The 4,286-nt window shown below is 64.2% G+C and carries 4 protein-coding genes; all 4 read right to left on the reverse strand.

Annotated features, from left to right (window positions below; all coding sequences use genetic code 11):
• A partial coding sequence (locus AC1P6P_RS09210; protein WP_481402146.1) for a 3-hydroxyacyl-CoA dehydrogenase family protein occupies positions 1-760 on the reverse strand: 760 nt, incomplete at its 3' end.
• Complete coding sequence (locus AC1P6P_RS09215; protein ID WP_481402147.1) at positions 760-1,896, reverse strand: thiolase family protein; 1,137 nt, start codon at positions 1,894-1,896, stop codon at positions 760-762. The genes AC1P6P_RS09210 and AC1P6P_RS09215, both read right to left, overlap by 1 nt.
• Before the next feature lie 55 nt (positions 1,897-1,951).
• Positions 1,952-2,347, reverse strand: coding sequence for a MerR family transcriptional regulator (locus tag AC1P6P_RS09220; protein ID WP_481402148.1), 396 nt, complete (start codon positions 2,345-2,347; stop codon positions 1,952-1,954).
• A 111-nt stretch (positions 2,348-2,458) separates the two neighbouring features.
• The gene (locus AC1P6P_RS09225; RefSeq protein ID WP_481402149.1) at positions 2,459-4,132 is read right to left on the reverse strand and encodes a long-chain-fatty-acid--CoA ligase; all 1,674 of its coding nucleotides are present in this window, start codon (positions 4,130-4,132) and stop codon (positions 2,459-2,461) included.
• Positions 4,133-4,286 lie beyond the last annotated feature (154 nt).

Raw genomic sequence — 4,286 nt, forward strand, 5'->3', positions numbered from 1 at the left:
TGCTGGAGATCACATGCGGCATCAGGTCCAGGCCGACCAGATCGATCAGGCCGAACACGCCGGTCTTGGGGATGCCCATGGGCTTGCCGATGACGGCGTCGGCTTCCTCGACCTCCAGTCCGGCGTCCATGGCTTCGACCACCGCCGTCTGGATCCAGTAGACGCCCAGGCGGTTGGCGATGAAGCCGGGGCTGTCCTTGCAGTCGACGATGGTCTTGCCCAGCATGACGTCGGCGAAGCGGCTGACGCCGGCGACGGCGTCGTCCCTGGTTTTCGGCCCCCTCACCACTTCCAGAAGCCGCATGTAGCGCGGCGGATTGAAGAAGTGGGTGATGCAGAAATCCTTCTGGAAGCGCTCAGGCAACCCCTGCACCAGCACCGACAGCGGAATGGTGGAGGTGTTGGACGACACCACCGAGCCCTCTTTGCGCACGGCCTCGATGCGGGCGTAAAGATCCTGCTTGATGTCCAGGCGCTCGATCACCGCCTCGACGATCCAGTCGCAATCGGCCAACTGGTCGAGGTGATCCTCGATGTTGCCGGGCGTCACCAGCTTGGCGGCCCGCTTCGACATGAAGGGGGCCGGGTCGGCCTTCAGCAGCTTCTCCACCGCGCCTTCGGCGATGGCGTTGCGGTTGGCGGCGCCCGCCGGCACGATATCGAGCAGCAGCACGGGCACGCCCGCATTGGCGACATGAGCGGCGATGCCCGATCCCATCACCCCGGCCCCGATGACGGCGACTTTGCGGATTTCGCTCATCACACCCTCTCCAGCACCGTCGCGATGCCCTGGCCGCCGCCGATGCACATGGTGGCGAGCGCGTAGCGTCCGCCGGTGCGCGGCAGCAGCGACGCCGCCTTGCCGGTGATGCGGGCGCCGGAAGCGCCGAGCGGATGGCCGATGGCGATCGCACCGCCGTCGATATTGACCTTCTCCGGATCGAGGTCGAGATCGCGAATGCAGGCCTGCGCCTGCGAAGCAAACGCCTCGTTGAGCTCGACCACATCGAGGGCATTCGCCTTGATGCCGGCGCGCTCGAGCGCCTTGCGGCTGGCCGCCACCGGTCCAATGCCCATGATTTCGGGGGCGCAGCCGGCGACCGCGATCGATACCACGCGGGCAAGCGGCACCAGGCCATGATGCTCGGCATAATCGGCGGAGCAAACCAGCGTGACCGCGGCCCCGTCGGTCAGCGGCGACGCGGTGCCGGCGGTGATCGTGCCGGCCTGATCGAACGCCGGTTTCAGTTGGGCGAGCGCCTCGCGGGTGGTGTCGGCGCGGATGCAGCCGTCGACATCGACGCGGCCCTTCTTGGTTTCGATCGGGATGATTTCATCCGTCAGCAGACCATCGGCCTGGGCTTTGGCCGCCTTCTGGTGCGAGCGCAGCGCGAATTCCTCTTGCGCGGCACGCGGAATATCCCACTGGCGGGCGACGTTTTCGGCGGTGTCGCCCATGCCCATGTAGGCGCCAGGCAGGGAGCGGGCAAGTTCGGGGTGGGGAAACAGGTTGAATCCTGTCATCGGTACCCGGGTCATACTCTCGACCCCGGCACAGATGAATGCCTCACCCGCTCCCAACTGGATGGCGCCTGCAGCGGAATGAATGGCTTGCATGGAGGAGCCACAAAAGCGGTTGATCGTCTGTCCGGCAACGGTTTGCGGCAGTCCGGAAAGCAGCACGACGAGACGGGCCATGTTGAGGCCCTGCTCGCCTTCGGGAATGGCGCAGCCGAGGATCAAATCCTCGATATCGCCCGGCGTGATCTGGCGCTGCGCGACGAACTGGCGAACGAGCTGCGCCGCCATTTCGTCCGGCCGCGTCCCGGCCAGGGCACCCTTCTTGGCGAGCGTAAAGGGCGTGCGCGCATAACCCGCAATGACCACGGTCTTCATGGCGTTCTCTCCTGGCTGGTGGGGGCCGGAGAGATGGAAGGAACGCTTCCTCGCCTCAGGCCGGATTGGCGGCGATGCCCTTCTGCTCCAGGGCGTCGACCGTGAGCTTTTCGATGTCGCGCAATTCGCGCAGCGTCTGGTCGAGCGCCTGCTTCTGCTCCTCGAGCTGGCGCGAACGCTCGCGCACCTTGTTCAGCAGCAGCTGCATCTGTTCGACCTGGGTGACGTCGACCACGTAGAGATCGAGAAACTCCTTGATCTCCCGAATCGAGAAGCCGAGCCGCTTGCCGCGCAGGATCAGGATCATGCGGGCCCGGTCGCGATGGGTGTAGACCCGCGTCGCACCGGCGCGCTGCGGCGTAATCAGCCCCTGGTCCTCGTAGAAGCGGATAGTCCGCGCCGTGAGATCCAAATCGCGCGCCAGCTCGGTTACCGAATAGATCTTTTCCATCCGCAAGACCCCCGGTGACGGCAAACGTTCGTATAGGGAAGCCATATGCCCTATTGGTCACCTTTCTGCCGCAGATATACGTCGAGTTCATGCGATTTTCCAAATGGATATCTACTCAGCGTCGCCGCCGGCCTGTTCCTGGGCGACGAGGTCCTTCTTCGAAAGTTTGCCGACCATGGTCTTGGGCAATTGCTGGCGCAGTTCGATCGTCTTCGGCATCTCGATGCGTGACAGGTAGCCGGAGAGGAATTCCTTGAGTTCGGTCGGGGTGGCGCGATGGCCCTCGCGCAGGCAGACAAACGCCTTGGGCGCCTGGCCGCGATAAGGATCGGGCACCCCGATCACCACCGCCTCATTGACCGCCGGATGCTGGTATAGCGCCTCTTCGATCACCCGCGGATAGACGTTGTAGCCGCCGCACAGGATCACGTCCTTGATGCGGTCGACGAGATAGACATAGCCGTCCGCATCGATGTAGCCGATGTCGCCGGTGCGCAGGGCGCCGTCGGTCATCACCGCTTCGCTGTCCTTGGGCCGGTTCCAATAGCCCGCCATCACCTGCGGGCCGCGGACGCAGATCTCGCCCTTCTCGCCGACGCCCATTTTCTCGCTACGGGCGATCGGCGAATAGACCTCCACGACCGTGCCTTGCAGCGGCAGGCCGACCGAGCCGGGCTTGCCGCCGGTCGCGAGCGGATTGCAGGTCGCCACCGGCGAGGTCTCCGACAGGCCATAGCCTTCCACCAAGCGGCATCCGGTGAGGGCTTCGAAGCGATGCTTCACTTCCAGCGGCAGCGGCGCCCCGCCCGAAATGCAGGTCCGAATCGACGACAGGTCGAGCTTGTTGTGCTCGGTCGCGCCGATGATGGCGGTGTAGATCGTCGGCACGCCGGGAAACATCGTCGGGCGCTTCTTGGCGATCGTCTTCGTCACCTGATCGAGTTCGAAGCGCGGCAGCAGGATCAGTTCGGCGGCAAAGGCGATGCCGAGATTCATCCCGACCGTCATCGCAAAAACATGGAACAGCGGCAACACCAGCATCATCCGCTCCTCGCCCGGGCGCGGATCGGGCAGCCAGCGATAAAGCTGATCGACGTTGGCGGAGAGGTTGCCATGAGTCAGCATGGCGCCCTTGGGCACGCCGGTGGTGCCGCCGGTGTATTGCAGCACCGCAATGTCGTTCCGCGGATCGATCTCGGCGGCCTCGACCTTGCCGTCGTTGGCGATCAGCCTGTCGAAACGGATATGGCGCGGATCACTCGGCACGTCGGCGATTTCCGAGCGCTTGAAGACCGAGAACAGCGCGCTCTTCACCGCGGTGAGGATGCCGCTCATGGGGCAGACCACGATGCGCTCGAGAGAGGTCTCGCCAAGCGCCGCGGCCACCTTCGGATAGATCTGGCGGATATCGAGCGTCACCATCAGCGTGGTGCCGGAATCCTCGATCTGGTGGCGCATTTCGCGCTCGACATAGAGCGGATTGAAATTGACGACGATGCCGCCGAGCCGCAGCACCGCGAAATAGCAGATCACGTAGTACGGCGTGTTCGGCAGGCAGAGCCCGACGCGCGATCCTTTTTTCACGCCCAGTTGCTGAAGCCCGCGCGCCGCCTGCGCCACCAGCCGGCCGAGTTCGCCATAGCTGGTGCGGTGGCCGAGGAAATCCATCGCCGGGCGATCGGCAAAGCGCTCAACCGCGCGATCAAGGATCGCGGTCAGCGGCTCGCAAGCGACGGCCTGCGCCGCGGCTGCTGACAGTTCGAAGGGCACCGCGTTGGCGGTCATCTCGTCTCCCTACGATGCGTGGCCTTCCTGGTCGCGGCCTCTTGGCGGGTCGCTCACAAGCAGTATTAGAATACCTCTAATTTCAATTCGTCAAGCATATGACGTATACGTTAAGTCGATTTTCTCGCGCAAATGCGCCATATTCTCAGCTTGA

It is taken from the genome of Rhizomicrobium sp. (assembly GCF_056722145.1).